19 protein-coding genes are annotated in these 23,504 nt (G+C 57.6%); 3 read left to right on the top strand and 16 right to left on the bottom strand.

Features of this window, described 5'->3' with window-relative positions:
* Nucleotides 1–12: 12 nt before the first annotated feature.
* The 16 genes from truB to ACTRXA_RS09760 form a co-directional block, all read right to left on the bottom strand.
* Nucleotides 13–942, bottom strand: a complete 930-nt coding sequence (gene truB / locus ACTRXA_RS09835) for a tRNA pseudouridine(55) synthase TruB (RefSeq protein ID WP_442427022.1) — start codon at nucleotides 940–942, stop codon at nucleotides 13–15.
* Entirely contained in the window at nucleotides 935–1,291 is a 357-nt protein-coding gene (gene rbfA / locus ACTRXA_RS09830) for a 30S ribosome-binding factor RbfA (protein WP_005011570.1), read from the bottom strand. The genes truB and rbfA overlap by 8 nt, the downstream gene beginning before the upstream one ends.
* A gap of 22 nt (nucleotides 1,292–1,313) precedes the next feature.
* Complete coding sequence (locus tag ACTRXA_RS09825; RefSeq protein ID WP_442427021.1) at nucleotides 1,314–1,610, bottom strand: DUF503 domain-containing protein; 297 nt, start codon at nucleotides 1,608–1,610, stop codon at nucleotides 1,314–1,316.
* A gap of 40 nt (nucleotides 1,611–1,650) precedes the next feature.
* The gene (gene infB / locus ACTRXA_RS09820; protein ID WP_442427020.1) at nucleotides 1,651–4,140 is read right to left on the bottom strand and encodes a translation initiation factor IF-2; all 2,490 of its coding nucleotides are present in this window, start codon (nucleotides 4,138–4,140) and stop codon (nucleotides 1,651–1,653) included.
* Nucleotides 4,141–4,191: 51 nt separating this feature from the next.
* Nucleotides 4,192–5,949, bottom strand: a complete 1,758-nt coding sequence (nusA, locus tag ACTRXA_RS09815; RefSeq protein WP_442427019.1) for a transcription termination factor NusA — start codon at nucleotides 5,947–5,949, stop codon at nucleotides 4,192–4,194.
* On the bottom strand, nucleotides 5,946–6,449 hold the full coding sequence (rimP, locus tag ACTRXA_RS09810) for a ribosome maturation factor RimP (RefSeq protein WP_442427018.1): 504 nt from the start codon (nucleotides 6,447–6,449) through the stop codon (nucleotides 5,946–5,948). Before rimP ends, nusA begins: the two co-directional genes overlap by 4 nt.
* A gap of 181 nt (nucleotides 6,450–6,630) precedes the next feature.
* Complete coding sequence (locus ACTRXA_RS09805) at nucleotides 6,631–8,340, bottom strand: proline--tRNA ligase (RefSeq protein ID WP_442427017.1); 1,710 nt, start codon at nucleotides 8,338–8,340, stop codon at nucleotides 6,631–6,633.
* 70 nt (nucleotides 8,341–8,410) lie between these two features.
* Nucleotides 8,411–10,180, bottom strand: a complete 1,770-nt coding sequence (gene aepX / locus ACTRXA_RS09800) for a phosphoenolpyruvate mutase (protein WP_442427016.1) — start codon at nucleotides 10,178–10,180, stop codon at nucleotides 8,411–8,413.
* Nucleotides 10,177–10,479, bottom strand: a complete 303-nt coding sequence (locus tag ACTRXA_RS09795; RefSeq protein ID WP_442427015.1) for a hypothetical protein — start codon at nucleotides 10,477–10,479, stop codon at nucleotides 10,177–10,179. The genes aepX and ACTRXA_RS09795 overlap by 4 nt, the downstream gene beginning before the upstream one ends.
* Before the next feature lie 19 nt (nucleotides 10,480–10,498).
* A complete protein-coding gene (gene rseP, locus ACTRXA_RS09790; RefSeq protein ID WP_442427014.1) occupies nucleotides 10,499–11,872 on the bottom strand; it encodes an RIP metalloprotease RseP in 1,374 nt (457 codons plus the stop codon).
* Between the two features lie 10 nt (nucleotides 11,873–11,882).
* Entirely contained in the window at nucleotides 11,883–12,539 is a 657-nt protein-coding gene (gene lolA / locus ACTRXA_RS09785) for an outer membrane lipoprotein chaperone LolA (RefSeq protein WP_442427013.1), read from the bottom strand.
* Complete coding sequence (gene purN, locus ACTRXA_RS09780; RefSeq protein WP_442427012.1) at nucleotides 12,536–13,171, bottom strand: phosphoribosylglycinamide formyltransferase; 636 nt, start codon at nucleotides 13,169–13,171, stop codon at nucleotides 12,536–12,538. The genes lolA and purN overlap by 4 nt, the downstream gene beginning before the upstream one ends.
* 100 nt (nucleotides 13,172–13,271) lie before the next feature.
* Complete coding sequence (lpxC, locus tag ACTRXA_RS09775; RefSeq protein ID WP_442427011.1) at nucleotides 13,272–15,299, bottom strand: UDP-3-O-acyl-N-acetylglucosamine deacetylase; 2,028 nt, start codon at nucleotides 15,297–15,299, stop codon at nucleotides 13,272–13,274.
* 37 nt (nucleotides 15,300–15,336) lie between these two features.
* On the bottom strand, nucleotides 15,337–16,008 hold the full coding sequence (trmB, locus tag ACTRXA_RS09770; RefSeq protein WP_442427010.1) for a tRNA (guanosine(46)-N7)-methyltransferase TrmB: 672 nt from the start codon (nucleotides 16,006–16,008) through the stop codon (nucleotides 15,337–15,339).
* An 8-nt stretch (nucleotides 16,009–16,016) separates the two neighbouring features.
* Nucleotides 16,017–16,508 carry a GreA/GreB family elongation factor gene (locus tag ACTRXA_RS09765; protein ID WP_442427009.1) on the bottom strand — a complete coding sequence of 164 codons (492 nt, stop codon included), beginning with the start codon at nucleotides 16,506–16,508 and terminating at the stop codon, nucleotides 16,017–16,019.
* 30 nt (nucleotides 16,509–16,538) lie between these two features.
* The gene (locus tag ACTRXA_RS09760; RefSeq protein WP_442427008.1) at nucleotides 16,539–17,390 is read right to left on the bottom strand and encodes a septal ring lytic transglycosylase RlpA family protein; all 852 of its coding nucleotides are present in this window, start codon (nucleotides 17,388–17,390) and stop codon (nucleotides 16,539–16,541) included.
* Nucleotides 17,391–17,717: 327 nt separating this feature from the next.
* On the opposite strand from ACTRXA_RS09760, the gene ACTRXA_RS09755 reads away from it, so the two are divergent.
* The 3 genes from ACTRXA_RS09755 to ACTRXA_RS09745 all read left to right on the top strand — a co-directional run bounded on the left by ACTRXA_RS09755 (nucleotide 17,718) and on the right by ACTRXA_RS09745 (nucleotide 23,499).
* The gene (locus tag ACTRXA_RS09755; RefSeq protein ID WP_442427007.1) at nucleotides 17,718–18,572 is read left to right on the top strand and encodes an HDOD domain-containing protein; all 855 of its coding nucleotides are present in this window, start codon (nucleotides 17,718–17,720) and stop codon (nucleotides 18,570–18,572) included.
* Nucleotides 18,573–18,702: 130 nt separating this feature from the next.
* Entirely contained in the window at nucleotides 18,703–19,689 is a 987-nt protein-coding gene (locus ACTRXA_RS09750; RefSeq protein ID WP_442427006.1) for an MBL fold metallo-hydrolase, read from the top strand.
* Nucleotides 19,690–19,761: 72 nt separating this feature from the next.
* Nucleotides 19,762–23,499 carry a hydantoinase B/oxoprolinase family protein gene (locus tag ACTRXA_RS09745; protein WP_442427005.1) on the top strand — a complete coding sequence of 1,246 codons (3,738 nt, stop codon included), beginning with the start codon at nucleotides 19,762–19,764 and terminating at the stop codon, nucleotides 23,497–23,499.
* The last annotated feature ends 5 nt before the right edge of the window (nucleotides 23,500–23,504 follow it).

Here is a 23,504-nt window from a genome sequence, read left to right as displayed (position 1 = left end):
TCTATCAAAAACTCAAATCAAAACGCGTTTGAGCTTAAAAGCAATTTCGTCCGGTTCCAGGTTGATAAACCGGTCCTGGTCCACCAGCGGCTCGACGATGGCCACGAGGCGGTTGTCTTCGTTTGTCACACGGAAGTTCATTCCCGGTCCAAACCGGTTGGGAGAATGCTGAACCCAGGCCTTGGTAAGGGCACGGCCGTGGGCAATGGATTGGACTCGATCCGGATGGACCTGGATTTCGGGCAGGAAATCCAGAGCCTGTTCCGCTTGCAGGAGTTTGGTGGAAAGGTTGCCTTGTTCCTTGGCGAGTTCCAGTTCTTCCAAAGACAGGGAAGACTCCAAATCGAATTCGCCCACCTTCTCCCGAATCAGGTGCGACATGTGGGCGCCGCACCCCAGCGTTTCGCCGATATCATGACACAAGGTGCGGACATAGGTCCCCGCGGAGCAATGCACGCGAAAATGGACCTTCTCGTCGATCTTTTCGATAAACTCGGTGGCATGGATCCGGATATCCACCGGTTTTCTGTCGATAGTAATACCATTTCTGGCCAATTTGTAAAGGGGAATCCCATTCTTTTTTTTGGCCGAATACATTGGCGGCACCTGTTTTTGCAGTCCCACGAAGCGGGCCAGGAGGCTTTTCACATCTTCTTCCGTCACCCCGGCGGGGTCGCGACGCTCCAGGACCTTGCCCTGCCGGTCCTGCGTGTCGGTGCTGACCCCCAGGGTCATCGTCGCCCGGTACACTTTGGTAAGCGGGGTCAGGAACTGGATGACCCTGGTGGATTGGCCGAGGCAGATGGGCAGGACGCCCTCGGCCAGGGGGTCCAGGGTGCCGATGTGTCCGGCTTTTTTGACTTTCAGCAGACGCCGGACCGACCGTACCATGTCGAACGAGGTGGGCCCGGCGGGCTTGTACAGGTTGATGATTTTATTCATCGTCGTCTTTGTGGATTTGCCTCAACAGCTGGGTGATGCGGTCCACCTGGTCTCCGGAGGCATCCAGTTTGAAATCCAGTTCGGGAATCGCTTTCAGGTACAGTCGCTTGCCCAACTGGCTGCGTAAAAATCCCTTCGCGCTGTTCAGCCCTTTCAGGCTTTCTTCCCGCACCTGATCGGTCCCCATGATGCTGACGAACACCCTGGCATGTTTCAGGTTGTCCGTCAGGTCGATCCGGGTCAGCGTCACGAAGCCGATACGCGGGTCCTTCAGCTCGTGCTGGACCATTTTGGACAACTCTTCCAGGAGCAGTTCCTGGACCCGTTCGGATCGTTTGTAGCGAAACATGATGGTTTCCCGGCTTCCTGGGTCAGCCTTTGCCGAGGTTCAAAACTTCTATCTGGTAATCGGTCATTTCGGCCAGGTGCATCTGGTCGATGAAGTTGACAACCTGTTGCATGAGGCCCTCCACATAGGGGCCGTCGCCACTGACCGCCGCAATGCCGAGATGGATGCTCTGGTGCACATCCTGGTCGCCCACCTCGGCGATGCTGATATTGAATTTGTTTTTCACCCGGTCTTTGATGGCCCGGATGATCTTGCGCTTTCCTTTCAGCGATTCGTTGCCGTGCAGGAACAATTTGATGGCGCAACATCCCACTTTCATGGCGGATCCTTGAAAGAACGGGCGCTGTTTCGAACTCGTATTACGGGGCGACTTCTTCCAGCACAAACGGCTCGATGATGTCGCCCTGTTTCACATCCTGAAATTTTTCCAGCGACAGGCCGCATTCGTATCCGGAAGCGACTTCCTTTACGTCTTCCTTGAACCGGCGGAGCGTCTGGATTTTGCCCTCGTACACCACCACGTTGTCGCGCAGGAGGCGGGCGCGGCGGTTTCTCTCCAACGTGCCGGAAAGCACGTGACAGCCCGCCACCACACCGACCTTCGGGATGGTGAACACCTCACGGATTTCAGCACGTCCCGTGACCTTTTCACGGAAGGTGGGCTCCAGAAGACCTTCCATCGCTTTCTTGATGTCTTCGATGGCGTCGTAAATGATGCCATACATACGCACATCCACGTTTTCCTGCTGGGCCATGGCCGCCGCCTGTTCCGTGGGCCTTACATTGAAGCCGATGACGATGGCATTCGAGGCGCTTGCCAGCAGGACGTCGGATTCGGTGATACCGCCCACCGCGTCGTGAATGACCTTGATCCGCACCTTGTCCGTTCCGACCCGCGTCACTGCTTCCTGAACCGCCTGGATGGAGCCCTGCACGTCGGCCTTGATGATCAGGTTCAGCTCCTGGATTTTGCCTTCCAGAATCTGCTGGTGCAGGTCTTCCATGCTGATACGCGGTTTTGCCGACAGCACGGTTTCCCGCTGGCGCTGGAGTTTGAGCTGGCTCAACTGGCGCGCCCGCTTTTCATCCTTGACCACCATGAACTTGTCGCCCGCATCCGGAACTTCCGGAATACCGACCACCTCCACCGGCATGGCGAGCGTGGCTTCATCGATGGTTTTACCGAGGTCATTGTTCAAGGCGCGAACCTTGCCGAAATAGTTTCCGACGATGAACGGGTCGCCCACTTTGAGACTGCCTTTTTCAACGATGATGGTGGCGACGGGGCCGCGTCCCTTGTCCAGATGCGATTCGATGACGGTGCCGCGCGCCCGGACCTTGGGGTTGGCTTTCAATTCCATGATCTCCGCCTGCAGGAGCAGCATTTCGAGCAGGTTTTCAAGTCCGGTTCCCATTTTCGCCGAAACTTCGGCGATGATGGTCTGCCCGCCCCATTCTTCCGGAATGAGACCCTGGTCGGCCAATTGCTTCTTCACCTCGTCCGGCTTGGCATCGGGTTTGTCGATCTTGTTGATGGCCACGACCAGCGGCGTGCCCGCGGCGGTGGCGTGGTGGATGGCCTCCTTGGTCTGCGGTTTCAGACCATCGTCGGCGGCGACCACGAGCACCACGATGTCCGTGATCTGGGCGCCGCGCGCCCGCATGGCGGTGAAGGCCTCATGGCCGGGAGTGTCCAGAAAGGTGATGGGTTTCCCGTTGACCTTCGCCTGGTACGCGCCGATGTGCTGGGTGATGCCGCCTTTTTCCGACTCGGTCACGTTGGTTTTGCGGACGGCGTCGAGCAGGGAGGTTTTGCCGTGGTCGACGTGGCCCATGATGGTGACGATGGGCGGACGCGGAACCCGGTCCTTCTCATTATCCGGTTCGTCCTCATCCTCAAAGCCCACTTCGGACTCAGGCGTGACGCGTTCTACCTCGAAGCCGCGCTGGTCTGCCAGTTTGAAGGCAATATCAAAATCCAGGCTCTGATTGATCGTGGCCATGACCCCCATACCCATCAGGTCCTTGATGAGGTCGTTGGGCGTACATTTGAGTTTGTCGGACAGGTCGCGCAGGGGGGTGGTGTCCATGAGGCGGACCACTTCAAACCCTTCTTCCTCCACAACGGCTGTGGGTGCAGGGGCCGGCTGCGTTGCTGCCGGACGCCTCGGTATGTTCCTGTCACCGCCGCGTTCGCCTTTTTTCTGCGACGGTTGCGGTTTTCCTTTGGCACGGGGCGGCTTGGGCGTGCTCTCCTTGTCCTGGCCTTCTTTTTTGACGATTTTAAGACCCAGCTTGCGTCCGGTCTTGTTCCCGTCTTCGTCCAGCTCTTCCTGGTCAACCGGCTTGACGGCACGGCCGCCGGCGTCTTTCTTTTTCGGCTTGGAGGGCGATGGTTTCTCCGTCTGGGCTTTCTTTTGGGTTGATTCCTTGCCCGGAGCGACTTCTTTTTTGGCCGCGGGTTTGGAGGCGGTTTTGGGTTTGTCGGTTTCTTTCGCTTCGGTTTTTTTGGAGGTTTTGGCCTTGGCAGGTTTTTTCGCGTCCCCTTCTTTTTTCTCTACGGTTTTGGTAGCGGCCTTGGCAGGGGTTTTGGTCGCCGCTTTTTTCTTGGTCGCGGTTTTGGCTGTGACTTTCGAAGTCGCCTTGGCTTTGGTGGTGGAGTTTTTCTTTTTGCCGGCACCGTCAACCGGTTTTTCGGTAAAAAAATCCCGTATGTAATTGGCCATGTCCTCATCAATGGAGCTCATGTGGTTTTTGACCGGGCAGTCTTGATTCTTGAGCTCGTCGATGATCTGGTCATTCTGGACGTTGAGTTCCAACGCCAATTTGTTAATCCTGATTTTAGCCAAAGGCAACCTCCTGAACTGTGGATGTTATTTTAGGTCCTCATAATCATCCCCTCAAACGTTTTCGTACTTCTCCATAAGCAGTTTGGCCTGGGTGATGATGGCCTGAGCCGTATCTTCGTCAATACCTTCGATTACCGCAAGTTCTTCCACTGCGGTGACGGACAACTCGGCAACGGTCTGGAACCCGCTGTCGGCCAGAGAGTCGATGATGGAGGGGGAAACACCCGCCAGCGCTTCAAGCCCGAGTTCCTGTTCTTCTTCCTCTTCTTCCTCATTGTTGTTATTTGCGGAAACAGTCTCTTCCTCCGCCGGCACCGGTACCGCTTCTTCGGCGGGGGTCTCCTCCGGCGCGGATGCTGTGGCGGTTTCGTCCTTTTCTTCACGGGGCTCAGCGGCTTCCGTCAGGGAATCCAGAAACCCGGATTCCAATGAGGGTTTCTTGAGACTGGGGGAGGTGTAAACGAGGTTGTCGTTTTCCTCCACCGTGTTCACCACGGGCGGTGGAGCCGCCGGTGCGGGCTCGGCTGCTTCCGGACGTTTGGCGATCTGTTCCTCTGCAAACTCGACCAGCGATTCGGCTTTTTTCGGACCGATACCGGGCAGTTCCTGCATGCCGGCGGGGCCGCGCTTCACCACTTCGTCGAAGGAGACGATGTTGTCGTTGAACAGGATGGAGACGATCTTCTCCCCAAACCCCTTGGTGTTTTTAAGGATCTCGAAAAAGTCCTCTTTGGGGGAAGTCGAAGTCTGAAACAGGCTGGGTGCTTCCAGCAGACCGCCTGCCTCCGATTCCCCTTTGATATCGATCTTCCATTTGACCAGCTTGGCGGCAAGGCGCACGTTCTGCCCCTTCTTGCCGATAGCCAGCGACATCTGGTCGTCGGCGACAATGATGGTCATCTGCTTTTCGTCCTTGTTCATCAGGATGCGCGAAATCTTCGCCGGGCTGAGGGCGTTGCGGATGAAGATTTCCGGGTCTTCGGAGAACTCGACGATGTCGATTTTCTCGCCGCGCAATTCCTGCACGATGGACTGGACGCGCAGGCCACGCATTCCGACGCAGGCGCCGACGGCGTCGATGTCGCGGTCGTTGGTGCGCACGGCGATCTTGGTCCGGCCGTTGGGCTCGCGCACGATGCCCATGATTTCTACCATGCCTTCGCTGATTTCCGGAACCTCCAGTTCGAACAGGCGCTTGATGAGTCCGACGTGGGTGCGGGAAAGGATCACCAGTGTGTTCTTCGCCGTCTTGCGCACGTCAAGGACATAGGCGCGAACGCGGTCACCGCGGTTGAAGGATTCGCGAAACACCTGTTCTCGTCGTGGAAGAATGCCTTCCGCCTTGCCCAGGTCCACGATGATGTCGCCATGCTCGAAGCGTTGCACGATGCCGTTGATGAGGTCGTCTTTCTTGTCGATGAATTCGTTGTACAGGATTTCAATTTCCGCTTCCCGCACCTTCTGCAGGATGACCTGCTTCGCCAGCTGCGCGGCGATGCGGCCCAAATCCTCCAGTTCCCGTTTCACCAGCACGACGTCCCCGTTCTCCGCGTCGGGGTGCAGTTTCTGCGCCTGCTTTTTGGTGATCTGCGTTTCCGGGTCGCTGACCCGGGAGACGACAGTGCGCTCGGTCAGGATTTCCACTTCGCCGGTTTCTTCGTTGAAATGGCTTTGCAGGGTTTCGAGGTCCGGCAGTTTTTTGCGTACGGCGGCTTCCACAGCGCTCTTGAGAGCATCGATCAGCACGTCGCGGTCGATGCCCTTTTCCCGGCACAACTGGTCAATGATGTGGATGACTTCAGAGGTCATAATTTGAATTCGATTTCCAAACGGGCGGAGGCGATGTTATTCAGCGGAATGGCAAAGGTCTGCCCCTGCGCATCCACGTGCACATCGCCGTCCTCAAAGTTTTTCAGAGTACCCTTGAAGTTTCTGCGGTCGCCGATCGGGGCATAGGTGGTGATCTGGACCTTCTTGCCCAAATAGCGCCGAAAATCCTTTTCCTTTTTCAGCGGCCGGTCCAGACCCGGCGACGATACTTCCAGGATGTAATGCGTGCGGACAATATCGTCCACCTCAATCATGTCTTCCACCATGCGGCTGACTTTCTTGCAGTCCTCCACACCCACACCACCGGGTTTGTCGATGTAAATGCGCAGGATCCAGTTGCGACCTTCGCGCCTGTATTCGACATCCACCAGTTCCAGACCCTGGGCCAGAATGACGGGCTCCACCAGCGATTCAACTGCTTGTGGTATTGAGCCTTTGGACATGGTGTGGCCGGTTGCCGCTAGGTTGCCAGTTTGCATGGTTGTCAAAATTCCGTCTAATGCGCTCTGGAATTTTGACGTACGGTTTGCATGATTCGATACAAAAAAAGCGGGCTGGAAGCCCGCCATCAATGCAGACCGCTCAATTTGTGTAAATTTTAACCGAAATTCGGCGGAGCTTGCAAGCTAATTTCATGAAACGGAAGGGCCGGGAGCAAAATCAGAGTTCCGAAAGCAGCGCCGGAATTTTTTCCAGAATGGCGGGGAAGGGATGGTTAACCGACTCTCCGGTCCGCCGGGTTTTGACCTCGATTTCACCCTGTTCCAGGTTTTTGGGACCGATGACCAGTTGCAGGGGGAAGCCAATCAATTCGGCATCCTTGAACTTGACCCCCAGCCGGTCGGCGCGATCGTCCAGCAGTACCTCCACGCCCAGCTCGGTGAGCCGGCGGTAGGCGGTGTCGGCGGCGTCTTTCACCTTCTCGTCGGAATAGTTGGTGGGCAGGATCACCACCTGGAACGGTGCCAGGGGCGCGGGCCAGACGATGCCCTTGTCGTCGTGGTTCTGCTCGATGGCCGCGGCGGCGGTGCGCCCGACGCCGATGCCGTAGCACCCCATCACCAGCGTCTTTTCCTTGCCGTTCTCGTCGAGAAACCCGGCCTTCATCGCCGTGCTGTACTTGGTGCCGAGGATGAAGATGTGTCCGACCTCGATGCCGCGCCGGATCTGATAGGTTCCGCCGTCGCAGTGCGGGCAGGGGTCGCCTTCCTCCACCGTGCGCAGGTCGCCGACCTGCTCGACCTGAAGGTCGCGCCTGAACTGAACGCCGGTGAAGTGCGCGTCGGCCTTGTTCGCACCGGTGACGAAATCCTGCATGGCCGCCACTTCATGGTCGGCATACACGGGCAGGGGCAGGTTGACCGGTCCGACGTAGCCCACGGGGAGTCCGGTTTTCTCCCGGATCGACTCTTCGCTGGCCGGGTGCAGCCATTCGCAGTCGATCAGGTTTTTCAGTTTGACCGGATTCAACTGCCGGTCGCCGCGCACCAGTCCGGCCACGAGGCCCTTCTCGTTTTCGAGGATGAGCGTTTTCACCAGCTTCTGGGGCGGTACTTTGAGGAATGCCGTCACCGCCTCGATGGTTTTCTGACCGGGTGTCGAGACCTCCGTGAGCGCCTCCGAACCGTTGGCCGCAGTGCCGTTTGCGGGTGGCCGGGCGGCGGCCTTTTCAAGGTTGGATGCGTAGCCGCAGGCGTCGCAGAACACCACCGCGTCTTCGCCGGAAGACGCCAGCACCATGAACTCGTGCGAGAAACTGCCGCCGATGGTGCCGCTGTCGGCTTCCACCATTTTAAAATCGAGCCCGCACCGCCGGAACACGTTGTTGTAAGCGATCTTCATGTCCTCATAGGTTTTCTGCACGTCCTGTTCGTCGGCATGAAAACTGTAGGCGTCCTTCATGGTGAACTCGCGTCCGCGCATCACGCCGAAACGCGGCCGCACTTCGTCGCGGAATTTCGTTTGAATCTGGTACAGCACCAGCGGCAGCTGGCGGTAGGAGCGCACTTCGCGCCGGACGATGTCGGTGATGACCTCTTCATGCGTCGGACCGTAGCAGAACTTGCGATCGTGGCGGTCGATGATGCGGAGCAGTTCCTTGCCGTAGAAATCCCAGCGGCCGCTTTCCTGCCACAGCTCCGCCGGCTGGATGCTGGGCAGGAACACCTCCTGCCCGCCGATGGCGTTCATCTCCTCGCGGATGATCTGCTCGACCTTCCTCAGCACGCGCAGGCCGAGCGGCAGGATCGAATAAATGCCACTGGCGAGCTGGCGGATCATCCCGGCGCGCACCATCAGCTTGTGGCTGATGACTTCCGCGTCGGAAGGCGCTTCCTTAAGAGTGGGAATCAGTAACTGCGAATAGCGCATGCGTGGTCTCGTGAGTTCGTTTCAGACCGGCAAAACCGGTTGAGGGATGATAAGCAACCTGCCGAATAAGTCAAGGGGTGGGAATTTGCGGCGCATCGGATGCGGTGGAGACGAAAAGTTCGTTGGCCAGTTCGATGTCCTGCGGGAAATGAATCTCCAGCCAGCCTTTGTGGATTTCGAGGTAGTGAACGTTGAAACCGCGGTCGATCATTTCCTGTACGAGGTCGGTGAGACGGAACTTGGAGACGTCTTCCGCTTCCTGGATCTGGCCCCGCAGGTTCTGCCGCACGTCGTGCCAGGTTTCGAGGAACTGCTCGGCGCCGGTCTTGGTGAACTTGGCAAGCCCGATGAACTCGTGCGTCGCCAGTGCGGGGTCGATCTTCTTGCCGATCTTGGCGATGGTGTTCTGGTAATCGAAACTGATGGTGCGTCGTCCGCGGTTTCTCTTGTTGCGGCTGATGACGTAATCCGTCGCCTTGCCGTCCACAGAGTCGAGATACTGGATGGAGTTGTCCACCACCAGAACGATGTCTTCGCGTGAAGCCAGCAGTTTTGAGAACACGCCATACTCGACCAGGATGTCGGAGTACAGCATGATGAAGCCGTTCGACATCTTGCCCTCGGCGGCCAGGATGCTGTCGAGCTCGGTGTTCTTTTCGTAATCCGGCGCTTCGATGAAGCTCACACCCTCCGCCCGCATCTTGTCTTTGCCGTGGCCGGTGACCACGGTGATGTCGGTCAGGCGGTTGATGTTGAGCGATTTGATCTGGCGTGCGAGCAGGGTTTTCCCCGCGATGTCGATCATTGCCTTCGGCGTGTCGCCGATGACTTGCTCAAGATCCGGAGCGCGGCCCGCCGCCGGAATGATGACCGGCGTGTTTTTATTGGACTCGTCGAGCCGGTCTTTTTCCTTCACATCGAGGAAGCCCACGGCATCAAAGATGTCGCGCAGCGGCGCGCACATCGGATCGGCCTCAAACGAACGCTGGTTGAGCAGAATGGTGCGAGCGGTTTCGAGCATCGACTTGTACGCGGTGCGCAACAGGTGGTTGGCGTAGATGACGATGTGGAATCCGGATTGTTTGAGTTCGTCCTCGACGATGTTGTTGTATGTGGTCGGCACGCAGACAAGCGGCTTGTCCATCTCCAATTCAGCGAGGAGACTCTGGTAACGTTTTGCAAACTCGAGGATCTCAGAAGGGTCCTTGGATTTGGAATGGATCATGATGCCGTCGGCCCCGGCCTCGAGATAGGCGCGGGCTCGGTCGAGTGCGTCGTCGAGTCCCAGTCCGGCGATCAGGCTTTCCAGCCGGGCGATAATCATGAAGTCGCCGGTCATCTGCACGGCCTTGCCGCGCTTGATCTTGTAGGCGAAGGCCTGCGGTTCCTGCAGGGTCTGCGTGGTGCCGGCCTCCAGGCTGTTGCGTTTCGGGAACACCTTGTCCTCGATGATGACGGCGGAGACGCCCGCGCGTTCCAGTTTGGACACGGTGTATTCGAACATGTTGGGATCACCGCCGGTGTCGCCGTCCACGATCATCGGTTTCCTGGTGACGGCGAGGATTTCCTGGATGGTGTGCAGGCGCGAGTCGAAGCTGATGACCTCGATGTCCGGATGGCCCTTGGAGGCGGAGTCGGTGAGGCTGCTTTCCCAGATGGCGTCGAATTCACGGACCACCTGGTTGCCGTCCGCGTCCTGCCCTTCGATGCGGGCGTTGTCGGCAATGATGCCGCTTAGCCCGTTGTGGGCTTCAATGGCGCGGACCAGTCGGCCCTGTTGGAGCATGTGTTTCAGTTTGCCGCGCCGTTCTTCCGGCAGGGTTTTGTTCAAAAGGGTCATGGCGATGGGAATTCCTGATCCGGGCCGCCCAGCTTTTCGCGGATCCAGCCTGGAACGTAAATGGTTTCCAGATCGAACGATTTCAACACGTTCAGAATGATTTCAATATGTTGAACCGGACTCAGCGTTTTGTCCAGCACAATCAGGTTCCGGCCGTGGACTTTGCAGTGGCCGCTGGCGACGGGAAATTCGGTCTCGTCCAGTCGCGTGACCTGGATTTCAATGTTCAGTTTTTGCGCAACCGCGTGCAGGTCGTCCAAGCGTTGTCGCGTGAGGGCGTCGGGTTCGGCTGGCGGCATGGGCGCACCGGGTTCTCCATCATTTCATGATTCGCATGATGTCGTTGTAGAACGCGAAGATCATGAGGAAGAGGATCATGAACAGGCCGACCTGGGCGGCGCGTTCGCGGCTTCGTTCGCTGACCGGCTTGCCTTTAAGGATCTCGATGAGGAAAAACATGATGTGGCCGCCGTCGAGAATGGGGATCGGGAACAGGTTGATGAGGCCGAGATTGATGCTGAGAAGCGCGGTGAGCCGGATGATCTGGTTGAATCCCTGTTCCGCCTGCTGGCCGTAAAACTGGAAGATCATGATAGGCCCGCCGATGTTCTCCGCCGACACCGAGCCGAAAATCATTTTCTTCACGCTGACGGCGATGAGGTAAGTCAGCTTCCACGTCTCTTCCACCGACCGCCACATGGAACCGAAAAGGCCATACTGTTCGACTTCCATCTCACCCTGCAGGGCGACACCCAACTGACCTATGGTGATGTCCTTGCCGGTTTCGTCTTTCATCTTCTCCGGCTTCGGCGTCAGCTTGAGATCGTAAGTCATGCCGTCTTCACGGAGCACCGTGACATCCAGTTGCTTGCCCGGGTGATCCATGGCGGCTGTCTTGAGGTCCTGCCAGCCGCGGATGGGCGTGTTGTTGATCTCCAGCAGGACGTCGCCTTCCTGAATGCCGGCTGTCTCCGCGGCAGACCCCTCCTCCACGGCAGCGATGCGGCGGACCAGCGGCGTGATGCCGATGAGGCCGACGGTTTCTTTCTCACCCCACAGGTTGGTGATTTCTTCGGAAACCGGAGTGATGGTTTTTTCAACCAGGGACTTGCCATCCTTTTCCACAACGAACTGCATGGGCTCCCCCGGCGCGTCGTGCACGATTTGCAGCAGTTGATCCCAGAACCGGATTTCCTGTCCATTGACCTCGACGATGCGGTCGCCGGTCTCGATGCCCGCCGCCAGCGCCGGGGAGTCGTCCCGCACCATGCCGACGGTGGTGCCCAGTGCAGGTACCCCGTTCATGTAGACGATCACGTAAATGAGGATGGCGAACAGAATGTTGAACAGGGGGCCGCCGAAGGCGATGGCGATGCGGTGGTACACGTTGGCGTGGGAGAACGAACCCGTGGTGTCCGCCAGTTCCTCACCGGGGTCTTCGCCCTTCATTTTCACGTAGCCGCCCAGCGGGATGGCGGCGATGAGGTACTCCGTGCCGCCCTGCTTGAAGCCGACGATTTTCGGTCCGAAACCGAGCGAGAATTTTTCGACGACGACGCCGCACTTGCGCGCGATCAGGAAATGACCGAGTTCGTGAACGAATATGAGGGCGGCCAGGCCCAGCAGGAACACGAACATGTCGATGCCAAAGGCGGCGATGGAATCCAGGGAAATTGCGGCGACGTCAAACATGTCGGATGTTTCAGGGTTGAGCGGCAAGGTCGATCAGTTCCACGCCCGGAGGTACCTGGAACTGAAACTGGGAATCGGAAATGCCGGGATTGTTTTCGATATCTTCAAACATCATCTGTGTCCGGTTCCCTAATTTATCATACACACTGGACCCGATGATTTGGAAATTATTCCGGTCGGCCAAAAGCACCAGGCGATCCAGGCCCTGTTCTTCGGTTTTGGGAATCAATTCCACTACGAGGTTGCCGTCTTCATGTTGAATTTTGCCCACATTGAACGACTCGGTGAGCTTGCCTTCGCCGGACAGGAAGAGGGCGGGGGTGTTCGAGGAATAGATGCTGTCCACCTTCATGCGGGTCACCTGCGACTCTTCCGGCAGGTACAGCCACAACAACTTGTTGTTGCTGATGAGCACCTGTGGATCCGGGGCGTTGTAGGTCCATTTCATCTTACCCGGTTTTTTGATGAACACCTCGCCTCTGGCTTCCTGTGTCTGGTCCATCACCTTCAGGTAGGACTTCTGCACAAATCGGGCTTTGAAGGATTGTGTCGCGTCGTATTTCTTCTGGATGGCGGCGATGATGTCCTGCTTCGATTCCGCCAGCAGGGGCGTGGTGAAAAAGAAGAGAAGGGCGAGGAAAGCAGTGTTTTGAACGATGCGTTTCATGGTTGCCTTTCGGGACTCTTTGCGTGGACCACCCGGCGGTTTTCGATGCGCAGTTGGTTGTCCACGATCTGTTGGATGGCTTGGGGATAAATGACATGTTCCTGCTCCAGGATACGGGCCGACAGCGTTTCCGCCGTGTCGTCGTCCTCCACCGGCACCACGGCCTGCAGGATGATGGGCCCGCCATCGACTTCCTCATTCACGTAGTGCACCGTGCATCCGGAAAACCTGACGCCGTAATCGATTGCCTTCTGCTGCACGTCGAGACCCGGAAATGCCGGAAGAAGGGAAGGGTGGATGTTGATGATGCGGTTCGGAAACGATTCGAAAAACGGCTCCCGCACGATGCGCATGTACCCGGCGAGACAGACGAGATCGACCGCCTTGCCCTGAAGGATTCTCACCAGCTCCGCATTGTACGCCCTCTTGTCGGCAAAGGCTTTGGGATCGACAAACTGCGCTTCGATGCCGTGCTTTCGGCCCCGCTCCAATGCCTGCGCGTCTTTTTTATCGCTCAGGATGACGGCGATTTCGGCGGTCAACCGTCCGTTTTCGATGTGGTCGATGATGGCCTGCAGGTTGGTGCCGCGCCCGGAGGCGAGCACTCCCAGTTTGAAAGCCTTTGAGTTCATGAAATTCCAGCAAGGGATTGGCGGAAAGCCGGTTGGTTCCGGGGTTGCTGCAACCAGATTACCACCGGCGGAAAGCAGGAATCAACGGACTGCGTCGACCTCAGCAATAGGCGGCCTGGATTTGTTTGAGCAGGCCGATGTTCTGGGTGTGCCCGGATTTGTGCGCCCTGATGTGGCCCCGCACCGGTTTTCCGAGCAGGTAGAAGTCGCCGAGAATATCCAGAATCTTGTGGCGGGCGAATTCGTTTTCGTAGCGCAGTTCGGTGTTGAGGACTTTCTTTTCGTCGAGCAGGATGAAGTTGTCCAGGTTTCCCCCCGCGGCGAAACCCATTTTCATCAGCATGGCCACGTCTTTCATGAACCCGAAGGTGCGCGCCGGGGCGATTTCATTTTTGAACTGGTCCGGGCTGGAAAAATCGAATACGTGATCCATCACCCCGATCGGTTCCGGGTACTCCATGTGGTAGGAGACCTTGAACCCGTCATAGGGTTCGATGCTGATGTGAGCCTTGTTCGGGTCGTCGCCGAAGCTGAGCTTTTCCCTGATCACCAGTTCTTCGTAGCAATCTTCCTGGTCCTCGAACTCTCCGTCTTCGACGAGCTGGCAGAAGTCCTTGGCGGAGCCGTCCATCACCGGAGCTTCGTCGCCGATCTTGATGAGCAGGTTGTTGATGCGGTACATGTGCAGGACCGCCATGATGTGTTCGATGGTGGACACCGACGCCGCGCCCTTGCGCAGGCAGGTGGCGTATTCCGTGGACTGCACGTTTTCCAGACGGGCCGGGATGGTGGCTCCACTGGAGATGTCGCCGAAGATGATGCCGCTTCCCGGAGGAAGGGGTTGCATGATGAGCCCGGTTTTGATTCCGGAATGCAATCCACTGCCGCACAACACCACACTGCGTTTCAGCGTTTTCTGTTTGAGTTGCCCGTTGCCGTTGCCGTTGGTGGCGGCGGTGGCCGCACCCGTTTGCATGGCCCGGATGGCGGGAGGCAGGTGATTGACGGTGATTTCGTCTTCCGGGTGCACCTTGCGGCTGAGTTGCTCCAGCACCAGACGCATTTCCTTCAAATTTTCCGGCCAGTCGTAACGGCTGAGGACGTCCATCGCCTCCGGAGACACCTGGTGCGCGGGCAGGTCGCTGCGTTCCGCCTGTTCCTCAAAGAACCGGGTGACGAGAGAGGGAATCATCGCCGCGTGTTCCTTGAGTGGAGGGATGTACACGGTTTGTTCCTTGAGGAATTCGTAAAGATCCGCGTTGAACTCGCCCTTTTCCACCATGTCTTCCAGGTCGCGATTGGTCGAGGCAAAGATGCGTGACGGCAGGAGGTACGCAGACACTTCCGCGGGGGCTTCCGGGTTCAGGCATTCGGCCAGGCGCTCCTGAACCGGACCGGCCAGGGCGTCAATGTTTTTCAGGTACACCACGCGGCGGCGCGATGGATGCGACCGCGAGGGAAGACGTTTGCGGCCCTTGGCCTTGCCGGTGGATTCCTGCGCGAACAGCTCGGATTTGATCTGGTTTGTGGGGCGCAGGCCGCAGTTGAGTTTCACGAACGGCATGTTGTTTTTGCGGCTTTGCTGGTGGATTGCCTGCGCGATGAATTCCTTGCCGGTTCCAGACTCGCCCTGAATCAGCACCGGACGGCCTGTGCGGGCGTGCTGCTTGATGGTTTTTTTCACGTCAACCATCAACTGGAAGCAATGCGGCAGTTCGTGCTTTTGTGGAACGTGGCCGTTGGCACCGTTCTTCGACGTTTTTTGAGAGAGTGCCTTGCTCACCGACTGGACGATCTGGTTCAGCGAAAACGGTTTTTCGATGAAATCGAACGCGCCCAGCTTGGTCGCGTTGACGGCGGTGTCGATCGTTCCATGGCCGGACATCACCAGGACTTCAATTTCCGGGTAATACGTCTTGAGTGTTCGCAGAACCTCGATACCGTCCATGCCCGGAATCCAGATGTCGAGCAGGATGAGGTCCGGAGGGTCGTTCTGCACCATCTCCAGGGCATCCAGGCCGTCCTCGGCGGTGGCGATTTCGTAACCTTCATCGGAAAGAATTTCCTGAAGGGAACCGACTATATTTTTTTCGTCATCGACGATCAACACGCGTTCTTTGTTAGCCAACAGTCTTCTCCGTAATGCAATTCAATAAATTTGATAATCAGGGGGCCAGGACGGGGGAGACGGGTTCCGGTTCCGCCACCTCGGCGCATTTGATGAAATCCATGTAATAAATCTGTTTGCCGGCGTTGATGAAATTCCGTTCGTACTTGGTGCGCGGCGTGTCTTCCCGAAACGTAATGTAACCCTTTTCCGGGTGGCGGTTTTGAAGGGACGACTCGGCATTCAGAAACTCGATCATTTCCTGAAAGTATTCCTCGTGATCGGTTGCCAGCCTCAGCGACCCCTCCATTTTCAGTTTGCGTGACAGCATGGCGATGAAAGGCGGTTTCATCAGCCTCCGCTTGTGATGCCGTTTCTTCGGCCACGGGTCCGGGAAGTTGATATAAACCTCATCCAGCTCTCCGTCCTGAAAAATTCCGGGAACGCGTTCCTTGGCGTCGCCGTAAGCCAGTCGGACGTTGGGTATCTGCAGTCGGTCGAGACGCGTGATCACCTTGCGGATTCCCTTGTGGTAGAAATCCATCGCCACAAAGTTGCTGTCCGGTTCGCGCACAGCCATGTCGATCAAAAAATTGCCGTTGCCGAAACCGATTTCCAGCTTGAGGGGCCTGTCATTGCCGAACACCTTTCTCCAGTCCGGCCACTCTGCAATATCCAGAAAACAGGGATGCGCCTGGACCTTCTCAAAAGGTAAATAATTTTTTGCCATGTTCTATGTCAGGATCCATGCCCTGAATTGTTCAGGCTGTCGTGAATGGTGGTGACCTGCAAAACTTCGAACTCCTGTTGTTTTCCACCAAATTTCAATTCCACGTCGTCGCCTTCGGTTTTTCCCAATAACGCCTTGCCCAGCGGGGAGGCGAGGGAGATCCTGCCTTCCTCCGGGTTCACTTCTTCAGGAAACACGAGGTTGAAGGTTTTTTCCTCTCCGGAATCCAGGTCTTTCAGGAGCAGGGTGCTTCCCAGACCCGAACGGTCCTTGGGGATGCGGTTGATGTCGATGGACACGATGTCGCTGATGCGTTTTTGCAATTGCGAGACACGGGATTCGAGAAACATCTGCCGCTCCTTGGCGGCTTTGTATTCGGCGTTTTCACTGAGGTCACCCATGTCGGTGGCCACTTTGAGTGCTTTGGGAATGTCTACTTCCAGTTCCCGTTTGCTCTCCATTAAATCTTTTTCGAGTTTGTCGATGATCGGAAGTCGCATGAATATGAACCCATTGATAATTCAGGGGAGTCAGTTATTGAGCGCGGCCGAAGAGGGCCGCCAGTTCCTTATAATAAAAGCATCTTCCCGCCCTTGTCCACGGAGTTTTTCTCTCAGGAGTATGGCGTTCTCGTAATCGGGGGCATGGCCTGCAATCACCTGGTACCAGGTTTGGCCGTCGCGGTCCACCGGACGTACTTCGCCATCGTATTGCCGCGAGAGCTGCTCCGCCGAGTTGCGGTTTTCAAAAAGGCCCAGTTGAATGCTGTAGAAAACAGTGCCCGGTCCGCTGGCCAGGGTGACTTCGGGTTTCCGGGCGGTTCCGGATTCTAGCACCGTCACGCGCACCCTTGCGGTCCCCTGGTCGGCCATACCGAGCAGTTGCGCCGCCTTGAAACTGAGGTCGATGACCCGGTCCCCGACAAAAGGGCCCCGATCATTGATGCGGACGGTCACCACTTTTCCATTTTCCAGATTGGTCACCCGGACACGGGAATGAAACGGCAGGGTTTTGTGTGCCGCCGTCAGGGCATTCATATTATACACTTCTTTATTGGAGGTTTCCTGCCCATGAAACGGGTGCCCGTACCAGGAAGCGACCCCTTCCTCGGAAAATCCGTCAGCCCGGTCCAGCGGCTCATACACTTTGCCCTCCACATCATAAGGCATGGTTTCATCCACCGTGGAGGTTTCATGAGAAATGGGTTCGGTTGGCATGTGTTTGGCATTGAGGTTGTCCATTCGTTCCAGTGCGGGGCTCAGTGCCCCGTGCCCGTGCCCCATTGCGGGCGTCAGGTCATGCGTGCAGGCGGAGGCACCTGCCAGTATCCATAATGTAAGCAGGTACTTAAAGGTAAATGAGAGGGGTTGTCGGCTTTCCATTGGGACAGATCCTGATTGAATGATTGATTTGAAGGAGGAAGGGGAAGCCCGCGAAATCAGGGAATCCGGTGAATCAGGGCTGACAGTTTCATGGGCTATCCTATAACCTGTTCAAACTCAATCAGTTATGGATGAAATCGTTTTGATTGTATGAATTTGCGGGTGGGAGGTCAACCTTTATCTGGAAATGTTGTCATGCAGGCGAAACTTCCATAAATCATTGACAGATTTGGGGAAACCAGTGACAATCGTTATATGAAACCCCTTTTTGGTCCCATCGGGCATCTAACAGTTTTTATATCAATATTTTTTTGAATATTTCCTCCCATGCGGGAACACATTCTGGAAATCATCCAGGAGAAGAAGAACATACCGCCTTTGCCGGACATTTTGCACCGTCTGGAAGCCAAAATTGGCAGCCCCAAAAGCCAGGTCAGCGACATTGCCATTTTGATAGAAACCGAACCGATCCTGTCCGGCCGACTGATCCAGCTTTCCAACAGCGTTTTTTTTGGCGGCACCGGCTGCAAGGTGGAGAAGTTGCCCGACGCCATAATCCGGCTGGGTCTGAAAATGATCCTGGACCTCGCTTACACGCTGGAGTTGCCCAAACTGTTTTTACGCGAGAGTGCGTTGAACCAGAAAAAGTTCTGGCAGCATTCGCTGGCCGTGGCCATCCTCGCGCGCCTTCTGGCCGAAAACCTGAAGCCACTGAATTGTGATCCGGACCCCTGTTACCTTTCCGGCCTGATGCACGACATCGGAATCATGGTGTTCAGCTTTGTGATTCCGAAGGAATACGGACAGTTTTTGAAAGATGTGCGCGGCATCAACCAACCCTTGCATGCACTGGAGCAGAAGCGGTTCGGCATCGCCCATCCGGAGCTGGGAGCGGAGTTTATCAGGAAATGGTGGCCGATTCCCTCCAATGTGGTGCTGGCTGTGGAAAAGCATTTTCTGCAGGTGTCAGAAAAAGGAAAAAAGTTTCCCACACTGCTCAGTGTGATCATGGCCAACGACATCGCCAACCATTTTGGCATGGATCACAATATTTCTGCCTACAAGGAGGAATTGGATCGCGGTTTCCTGCAATCCTACGGATTGACCCCCGCCATGCTGGATGAAATGATCGATAAAACCCGCGACAGTCTGCATATGGCGCAGGAAGTGCTTTATAAATGAAACCAATCCTTTATAATTAAAAACTCGTTCCCAGCCGGAACGGCATCAACATGCGGGGTGGACCCCTCGGTGAGGTTCCCCGCGTTCACGCCAACCCTGATTTCAGAAACCGGATTCAAAGCAACTCATCATGCCAGCAGACCAATTTCAAGTAACCTTCCGGGGTGTCCGTGGATCGTTGCCTTCCCCCCAGTTGAGCCACGATATCGAGGAAAAAATTTTGAAAGCGCTGGAAATGGCCAACCCCGCAGATTTGCAGGACGAAGCCAGTCGTCAGAAATACGTCAGTACGCTTCCGGAGCATGTCCGCGGCTGTTTCGGCGGCAACTCGGCCTGCGTCCAGCTGGAAGTGGGGGGCAAGAATCTGGTTTTCGACTGCGGTTCGGGGTTGCGGGAGCTGGGGCATCACTATATGCAACGGGAATTCGAAAAGGGGCAGGGGGAAGTCCACATTTTCCTGTCGCACACCCATTGGGACCACATCATGGGCCTGCCGTTTTTCGTGCCGCTGTTCACCAAGGGCAACCGCATCCGGTTTTACGGGGTTCATAAGGATATCAAGGAACGCCTCATGAACCAGCAGGATCCCCGCTATTTCCCGGTGGCCTTCGGTTCCTTCACGGCCGATGTTGAAGTGCTCACCCTGAATGGGGAAAAGAACATCGTGTTCGGGGAGGAGTCCGATCCGGTCACCGTCACCTGGAAGGAGATGGATCACCCCGGGATGAGTTTCTCCTATCGGGTGGAATACCGCGGCAAGTCAGTCGTGTATGCCACGGATGCCGAATACAAGAAACTGTCGCCGGACGATCTCAAACCCACCATCGACTTTTTCCGCGAGGCGGACCTGTTGATCTTCGATTCCCAATACACTTTCATCGAAGGGGTGGAGAAGGAAGACTGGGGACACAGCTCGACGTTCATCGGCGTGGACATCGCGCTGGAGGCAGGGGTGCGAAACCTGGCTTTCTACCATCATGAACCCACCTACAGCGATTTCAAGCTGGTCAACATCCTCGACAAAACCCGCAAGTACCTGGCTGCCATCGGCGGCGACACCCCCCTGAACTGCTTTCTGGCGCGCGAAGGAAAAACCTTCGACCTCCTTGCGGAATGATTCCAGACCATGGGCCGCGGCTCTCCTTTCCGCGGCGCGTTGCACTTTAGCCATTGACCGGGAGAGGTGCCGATGGCCGACCCCAACCGTTTCCGATTTTCCATAGACCGCGGAGGCACCTTCACCGACGTGTACGCGGAAGTGCCGGGCGAGCCGGGTTACCGCGTGGTCAAGCTGCTTTCGGAAGACCCGGACCACTATCCCGATGCGCCGGTCGAGGGCATCCGCCGTGTTCTGGAAGAATTATTGGGCACGCCTTTACCAAAGGAAGGGTTTGATGCTTCGTCCGTCGAATGGGTGAGGATGGGGACGACGGTGGCGACCAATGCTCTTTTGGAACGGAAAGGCGCAAAGACGGCGCTGGTCGTCACCAGGGGATTCGCCGACGCGCTGGCCATCGGCAAGCAGAACCGCCCGCACCTGTTCCAACTCGCCATTCCCACTCCGCAACCGCTTTACTCGACAGTGCTCGAAATCGACGAACGCCTGCGCCTGCTCAAACCCGATGAAATCGACCGCACCCCACACGCCATCCGTTGTCCTTCCGGCGACGCGGTGGAGGTGCTGGCCACTCCGGAATGGGGGGAGGTTCGCGACGACCTGCAACGTCTCAAGGACGACGGGATCGAGAGCCTGGCCGTGGTCCTGCTCCACGCCTATGCATGGGATGCCCATGAAAAAAAGATAGAGGCACTGGCGCATGAGATCGGGTTCGCGCACGTGTCCGTGTCGTCGGCCACCATGTCCCGCATCAAACTGGTGGAACGGGGGCAGACCACGGTCGTGGACGCGGCCCTCACGCCCCATATCCGGCTCTATCTGCAGGGGTTTCGCGGGCGATTTCAGAATCCCAAAACGGACCTTCTGTTCATGCAGTCGGACGGGGGACTCGTCCGCGCCGACCGGTTTAAAGGATCGAACGCGATTCTTTCGGGACCGGCCGGTGGGGTGGTGGGCTACGCCGCGACCGGGTTCGATCCGCACCATCCGCAACCGCTCATCGGTTTCGACATGGGGGGCACCTCCACCGATGTGTCGCGCTTCGACGGCCATTACGACTGGGTGCAGGAAACCGAAATTGCGGCCGTGCACCTGATGGCGCCGCAGCTGGATATCCGTACGGTGGCGGCAGGTGGCGGCTCGCGTCTTTTTTTCCAGAACGGCATGCTGGCGGTGGGACCGGAGTCCTCCGGCGCGCATCCGGGTCCGGTGTGCTACCGCAAGGGCGGTCACCTCTCTCTCACCGACGCCAATCTCCTGCTGGGCAGGCTGGTGCCGGAGTTTTTTCCACATATCTTCGGTCCCAATCATGACGAACCGCTTGATACAGACGCCACGCGCTTTGCGTTTGAATCGCTTGCACAAAACATCAATGCCGAACAGGAACTTCGAGGCGAAGCGCCGTTGAGTCTCGAAGCCATTGCTTTGGGATTTGTGGAGGTGGCGAACGAAACCATGGCCCGTCCCATCCGCGAGCTTTCCATCGCCCGCGGTCACGATGTGCGCACCCATGCGCTGGCGTGTTTCGGCGGCGCCGGGGGGCAGCACGCCTGTGCCATCGCCCGCTCGCTCGGTATCCGCCGCATCCTCATCCACCGCTTTGCGGGCATCCTCTCGGCCTACGGGCTGGCCCTGGCTGACGTGGTGGTGGAAAAAGAAGAACCGGCGTCGTGGGTCTGGGATGCGAACGGCAAAGCCAGGTGGGAACCGCGCCTTGCAGATCTGCGCGGGAAGGCTCAAGAGGCGTTGCAGGCGGAAGGATTCAACCCGGCCTCCATCGAGGTGCAGGAGTTTTTGAGCCTGCGTTATGAGGGCACCGACCATGCGGTCATGGTCCTGCGTCCGGATGACGACGACTTCGCCACCCCGTTCCGCAACTTGTACCGCCGCGAGTATGGATTCGAACTGGAAGGACGGCCGATTCTCATCGACGGCCTGCGGGTACGCGGCATCGGCAAAACGTCCCGGCCGGACGCGCCGCCGCTCGCGCCCAAACAAACGCCCACTCCACCTGCGGCGCATACCAAGTGTTACTTCAAAGACGGCTGGCAGGAGACACCGGTGTTTCGATTGGAGTCGATGGGAGCGGAGGAAACAATATCCGGCCCGGCGATCATTTTAAATAATACGTCCACCGTACTGGTCGAACCCGACTGCACCGCGCTCATCACAACAGCGGGCGATGTGGAAATCGAAGTCGGAGCCGTTTCCCGGACGAAAGTGGACACGCGCTGGGACCCGGTCCAGCTGGCCCTGTTCAGCAACCGGTTCATGTCGATCGCCGAGCAGATGGGGCATACGCTCCAGCGCACGGCGGTGTCGACCAACATCAAGGAACGGCAGGATTTTTCCTGCGCTGTGTTCGATCCGGAAGGCGGGCTCGTCGCCAACGCACCGCACCAGCCGGTGCACCTGGGGTCGATGGGCGAGGCGGTGCGGGCGCAGATCCGCCTCCATGGCGACGCCATGCAGGACGGAGACGTGTTTCTGTCGAACCACCCGCAGGCGGGCGGAACGCACCTGCCGGACATGACTGTCATCACCCCTGTGTTCAAAGATGGACGCATTGTGTTTTTTGTCGCCAGCCGCGGCCATCACGCCGACATCGGCGGCAGCACACCGGGATCGATGCCCGCCTTCTCCACCCGCATCGAAGAGGAAGGTGCGGCGGTGGAATCGTTTCATCTGGTGAAGGGCGGTGTGTTCCAGGAAGACGCGCTCAAGACCTGGCTCACCACACCGCCGGATGTGACGCGACCTCCGGGCGTACCGCCGCTTTCCGGCACGCGCGCGCTCGCGGATAATGTGTCCGACCTCAAGGCGCAGATCGCCGCCAACCGGCGCGGTATCGACCTCCTCGGCTCGCTTATTGAGGAGTGCTCGCTTCCCGTGGTTCATGCGTACATGGGCTACATCCAGGAGAGTGCGGAGATGGCGGTGCGCGAGGTGTTGAAAGAGTTGTACCGGAAACACGGAGGGCAGCCGCTGGCCGCGGAGGATCGGATGGACGACGGGACTCCGATTCACTTGCAGGTCGGGTTGCAGGAAGATGGCGGCGCGGTGTTCGATTTCACCGGCACGGGAAAGGAGGTGGCAGGTAACCTGAACGCGCCGGTGGCGGTGACGTACTCGGCCGTGCTTTACTGCCTGCGTTGCCTGGTGCGCCGCGACATCCCACTCAACCAGGGCTGTCTCAATCCGGTGCGGTTCGTCATCCCGGAGGGATCGATCCTGAATCCGTCCAGACACGCGCCGGTGGCGGCGGGCAATGTGCTGACCTCGCAACGCGTGGTGGACGTGGTGTTGAAAGCGTTCGGTGCGGCAGCGGCTTCGCAGGGATGCATGAACAACCTCACCTTCGGCAATGAACGGTTCGGTTATTACGAGACCATTGGCGGCGGGGCGGGGGCGGGAGCGGGCTGGCACGGTCGCTCCGGAGTGCACACGCACATGACCAACACGCGCATCACCGATCCCGAAATCCTCGAAAAACGCTATCCGGTTTTATTGCGCGAGTTTTCCATTCGTAAAGGATCGGGCGGGGAAGGGCAATTCAATGGAGGCGACGGACTCATCCGCGAACTGGAGTTCCTGCAACCGTTGCAGGTCACCCTGCTGTGTGAGCGCCGCGTGCACGCACCATTCGGGTTGAACGGCGGCGGCTCAGCCGCACCCGGGGTCAACCTGCTTCTACGCACCGATGGCACCGAGGAAAACCTCGGCGGCAAAAACGAAATCAACGTGAACCCCGGCGACCGTTTGCGCGTGCTCACCCCCGGTGGCGGCGGGTACGGCGAGCCGGGGTTCTGATCTCC

Source organism: Nitrospina sp. P1_D6 (assembly GCF_052156615.1).
In the GTDB taxonomy this organism is placed as follows: domain Bacteria; phylum Nitrospinota; class Nitrospinia; order Nitrospinales; family Nitrospinaceae; genus Nitrospina.
This window is presented reverse-complemented; position numbering and strand designations above follow the sequence as displayed.